Genomic DNA, 4,493 nt, shown 5'->3' with positions numbered 1-4,493 from the left:
CCGCGGGGGGGCCCCCCCCCCGCCGCCCGCCCCCCCCCCCCCCCAACGCGGCCGGCCCCGCGCCCGGGGGCGTCCGCGCGGGCTCTGAGCCGGCCGGTGGACCGGGGCGCAGCAGCCGGCCGCTAGTGGCCGATGATCAGGCTCATCGCCTCGGAGCGGGTGGCCGAGTCGCGGAGCTGGCCGCGGACCGCGGAGGTCAGGGTCTTCGCGCCGGGCTTGCGGATGCCCCGCATCGACATGCACATGTGCTCGCACTCGATGACGACGATCACCCCGCGCGGCTCCAGTATCCGCATCAGCGAGTCCGCGATCTGCGTCGTCAGCCGCTCCTGGACCTGCGGCCGGCGGGCGTAGACGTCCACCAGGCGGGCCAGCTTGGACAGGCCGGTGATCTTGCCGTCGCCGGACGGGATGTACCCGACGTGCGCCACGCCCCGGAACGGCACCAGGTGGTGCTCGCAGGTGCTGAACACCTCGATGTCCTTGACCAGCACCATCTCGTCGTGGCCCAGGTCGAACGTGGTGGTCAGCACGTCCTCCGGCTCCTGCCACAGACCCGCGAATATCTCCTTGTAGGCACGGGCCACCCGGGCGGGCGTCTCCCGCAGCCCCTCGCGGTCCGGGTCCTCGCCGACCGCGATCAACAGTTCGCGGATCGCGCTCGCGGCACGCTTCTCGTCGAACTCGCCGATGCTGCTGCTGCCGTCCAAAGTGACCGGGTCGGTCATGGGCGTTGCCTCGTTCCTCGCTCGTGCCGTGCCGTCGTGCACGCCGTACGGCCTGACGGGCGGGGCCAGCCCGCGCCTCCGTACAAAAAAGCCGCGCCCCCCGGCGAGAACCGGGGGGGCGCGGTCTTCATTCCGGGACCGGTCCACATCGGCCACCGTGACGAACGCCACCGGGGCCGGCCCGCAGGCCGACCCCGGTACTGACCGCCTGGCACGGGTCCTACGACCCGCCCCCAGCGGCCCTCACACTTCAGACCTCACCGCGCGGCAGCGCTGCTCAGACGTCACCGCGGGGCGGCTCGTCTTGCAGATCCACCGAGTCCTCGGGCGTGCCGCCCTTGGCGATGCTGGTGGTGGACGCCGCGCCGTTGGCCGGGGCGAGCTCGCGGGGCGAGAGCACCGGCGGCCGGGTGGAGGGCGTACGCCGCGAGGAGCCGGTCCACGCCGGACGCAGCGGGCGCTTGACGATGGTGGAGAAGATCTCCGCCAGCTCCTCCTTGTTCAGCGTCTCCTTCTCCAGGAGGGCCAGAACCAGGTTGTCGAGCACGTCTCGGTTCTCGACCAGGATCTCCCACGCCTCGTTGTGCGCGTTCTCGATGAGCTTCTTGACCTCTTCGTCGACCAGCGCGGCGACCTCTTCCGAGTAGTCACGCTGGTGCGACATGTCGCGACCGAGGAACGGCTCGGAGTTGTCGGAGCCGAACTTGATCGCACCGAGCCGCTCGGTCATGCCGTACTGAGTGACCATCGCGCGGGCCGTGCGGGTGGCCTTCTCGATGTCGTCGGGCGCGCCGGTCGTCGGGTCGTGGAAGACCAGTTCCTCCGCCGCGCGCCCGCCCATCATGTACGCGAGCTGGTCGAGCATCTCGTTGCGCGAGGTGGAGTACTTGTCGTCGTCCGGCAGCACCATCGTGTACCCGAGGGCACGGCCGCGGGAGAGGATGGTGACCTTGTGCACCGGGTCGCTGTTCGGCGAGGCCGCCGCGACCAGGGCGTGCCCGCCCTCGTGGTACGCGGTGGTCTTCTTCTCCTTGTCGCTCATGATCCGGGTCCGCTTCTGCGGGCCGGCCACGACACGGTCGATCGCCTCGTCCAGGGCGTGGTTGTCGAGCAGCTTCTTGTCGCTACGGGCGGTCAGCAGCGCCGCCTCGTTCAGCACGTTCGACAGGTCGGCGCCGGTGAAGCCGGGGGTGCGCCGGGCGACGGCCTGGAGGTCGACGTCGGGCGCGACCGGCTTGCCCTTCTGGTGCACCTTGAGGATCTCAAGACGGCCCAGCATGTCGGGGCGGTCCACCGCGATCTGCCGGTCGAAGCGGCCCGGGCGCAGCAGCGCCGGGTCCAGGATGTCGGGCCGGTTGGTCGCGGCGATCAGGATCACGCCGCCCTTGACGTCGAAGCCGTCCATCTCGACCAGGAGTTGGTTGAGGGTCTGCTCGCGCTCGTCGTGGCCGCCGCCCATGCCGGCGCCGCGGTGGCGACCGACGGCGTCGATCTCGTCGACGAAGACGATGGCCGGGGCGTTCGCCTTGGCCTGCTCGAACAGGTCACGGACACGGGAGGCACCCACACCGACGAACATCTCGACGAAGTCGGAGCCGGAGATCGAGTAGAACGGGACGCCCGCCTCGCCGGCGACGGCCCGCGCGAGCAGCGTCTTGCCGGTGCCGGGGGGGCCGTACAGCAGCACGCCCTTGGGGATCTTGGCGCCGACGGCCTGGAACTTCGCCGGCTCCTGGAGGAACTCCTTGATCTCCTGGAGCTCCTCGACCGCCTCGTCGGACCCCGCGACGTCGGCGAACGTCGTCTTCGGGGTGTCCTTGGTGATGAGCTTGGCCTTCGACTTCCCGAAGTTCATCACTCGGGAGCCGCCGCCCTGCATCTGGTTCATCAGGAACAGGAAGACGACGACGATCAGCACGAAGGGAAGCAGCGACAGCAGGATGCCGATGAACGGATTCTGCTTCGACTGGGAGACCGTGTAGCCGTCGGGGATCTGGTCCTTCTCGGCGTTGGCCTGAAGGGTCGTGGCGATCCGGACGCCCTGGTCGCCGATGTAGTTCGCCTGGAGCTTACGGCTCCCGGAGATCTTCTCCTCGTCGTCCTTGAGCTGAATCTTGATCTTGTGTTCGTCGCCGGTCGTCAGCTCTGCGGATTTGACTCGGTTCTTGTCGATCGCATTGACGACCTCGCTGGTGTCCACCGACTTGTAGCCGCCGGACGAACCGACGACCTGCATCAACACGACCACGGCGAGGACGGCCAGCACGATCCACATGACCGGCCCACGGAAGTAGCGCTTCACGTCCATCCATACGGGGCGGATTCGCCCCGTCCCTCCTGCCACAGTGAGGCACGGAACCCTCTGGTGAGGGCTGCTTGTGCGTACGGTGTTTTACTCGGTCTGAAAAGACTGACCTTCGGACGGTACCCCAGCATTGTCACCAGGTGCCGCCACGGGCGGTCAACGAAATGGCCTTCCCATGCTTCAACGGCGGGAAACGACGACCGGTTCCCGCCGGGCCATTCGGCCGCCGATGGCCGGTCAACCGCCGTAGACGTGCGGCGCCAAAGTGCCCACGAAGGGCAAATTGCGGTACTTCTCCGCGTAGTCCAGACCGTAACCCACGACGAACTCGTTCGGGATGTCGAAGCCGATCCACTTCACGTCGATGTCCACCTTGGCCGCCTCCGGCTTGCGCAGCAGGGTGACCACGTTGAGCGAGGCCGGGCCGCGCGAGCCCAGGTTCGACAGCAGCCAGGACAGCGTCAGACCGGAGTCGATGATGTCCTCGACGATCAGTACGTCGCGGCCCGCGATGTCGGTGTCCAGGTCCTTGAGGATGCGCACCACCCCGGAGGACTGGGTGCCGGCGCCGTAGGACGACACCGCCATCCAGTCCATGGTGACGGGGGTGGACAGGGCCCGCGCCAGGTCCGCCATGACCATCACGGCGCCCTTGAGCACGCCGACGATGAGCAGGTCCTTGCCCTGGTACTCCGCGTCGATCTGGGCGGCCAGCTCAGCCAGCTTCGCGTCGATCTCTTCCTTGGTGATGAGCACCGACTGGAGGTCGGTGCCCATGTCCTTGTCGTCCACCCGCGCCACTCTCGCTTGTTTCCCGCTTGTCAGGCTCGGGCGGATCAGCCCTGCCGAATGACCAGTCTGCCACCCTGCCTCTGCACCTCGATGCGGCCGGGCAGGTTGATGGCGCGCTGACCGTGCCAACTGGTGATCAACCGGTCGACCTCTTCGATGTGCCGGGCGAACAGAGAACCGGCGGGCGAGCCGGCCGCGATGGCGACGCGGCGCAGGACCCGGCGGCGCACGGCCGCCGGTAGTTCGCGCAGGGCCGAGGTGTCCAGGGAGTCGATGACGCCGGCCGGCTCGGCGGGGACGGATGCGGGTCCTTCGGCGGGGGCGGCGGGCCTGGACCGGGTGAGCGGACCGCGCGGACCCGGGGCGTTGGCGGGGTCGGCGGCGACCGCGCGGGAGGGCGGTGCGGGCACGGCGGTGGGCGCCTGGGGGGTGGGGGCGTCCAGCGTGTCGGTGGCGATGGTGTCGGTGGCGATCCGGTCCGGGGTGACCTCACCGGATCGCGCGCCGGCGCCGGCCGGGGCGGTGGTCACCGCGGGGCGGGCGGGGGCGCCGGAGCGGGGGGCCCCCCGGGGGGCCGGGGGCCCGCCCCCCGGGGGGGGGGGGGGCGGCGCCGGGGCCGGGGAGGATGGCCTGCGAGCGGTCGATGACGATCATCCGCGGCGGGAGGA

3 protein-coding genes and 1 pseudogene are annotated in these 4,493 nt (G+C 69.9%); all 4 read right to left on the bottom strand.

Annotated elements, in window-relative coordinates:
* Positions 1-122 precede the first annotated feature (122 nt).
* Positions 123-728, bottom strand: a complete 606-nt coding sequence (folE, locus tag AAHZ94_RS29070) for a GTP cyclohydrolase I FolE (protein ID WP_349996613.1) — start codon at positions 726-728, stop codon at positions 123-125.
* A 277-nt stretch (positions 729-1,005) separates the two neighbouring features.
* Positions 1,006-3,036: an ATP-dependent zinc metalloprotease FtsH gene (gene ftsH / locus AAHZ94_RS29065; protein ID WP_349996612.1), complete on the bottom strand. Its 2,031-nt coding sequence runs from the start codon at positions 3,034-3,036 to the stop codon at positions 1,006-1,008.
* A 234-nt stretch (positions 3,037-3,270) separates the two neighbouring features.
* Complete coding sequence (gene hpt, locus AAHZ94_RS29060; protein WP_349996615.1) at positions 3,271-3,810, bottom strand: hypoxanthine phosphoribosyltransferase; 540 nt, start codon at positions 3,808-3,810, stop codon at positions 3,271-3,273.
* A gap of 59 nt (positions 3,811-3,869) precedes the next feature.
* Positions 3,870-4,160: pseudogene (locus AAHZ94_RS29055) on the bottom strand (TilS substrate-binding domain-containing protein); the annotation flags it as partial.
* Positions 4,161-4,493: the final 333 nt, after the last annotated feature.

The sequence above is a fragment of the Streptomyces sp. HSW2009 genome (assembly GCF_040240285.1).
Taxonomy (GTDB): Bacteria; Actinomycetota; Actinomycetes; order Streptomycetales; family Streptomycetaceae; genus Streptomyces.
Note: the sequence above shows the minus strand (reverse complement) of the source record. Positions and strands in the feature narration are given on the sequence as shown.

What these genes read in the sequence shown, in the direction of transcription:
- folE (WP_349996613.1), bottom strand. Translation starts at nt 728, where the DNA reads ATGACCGACCCGGTCACTTTGGACGGCAGCAGCAGCATCGGCGAGTTC.
- ftsH (WP_349996612.1), bottom strand. Translation starts at nt 3,036, where the DNA reads ATGGACGTGAAGCGCTACTTCCGTGGGCCGGTCATGTGGATCGTGCTG.
- hpt (WP_349996615.1), bottom strand. Translation starts at nt 3,810, where the DNA reads ATGGGCACCGACCTCCAGTCGGTGCTCATCACCAAGGAAGAGATCGAC.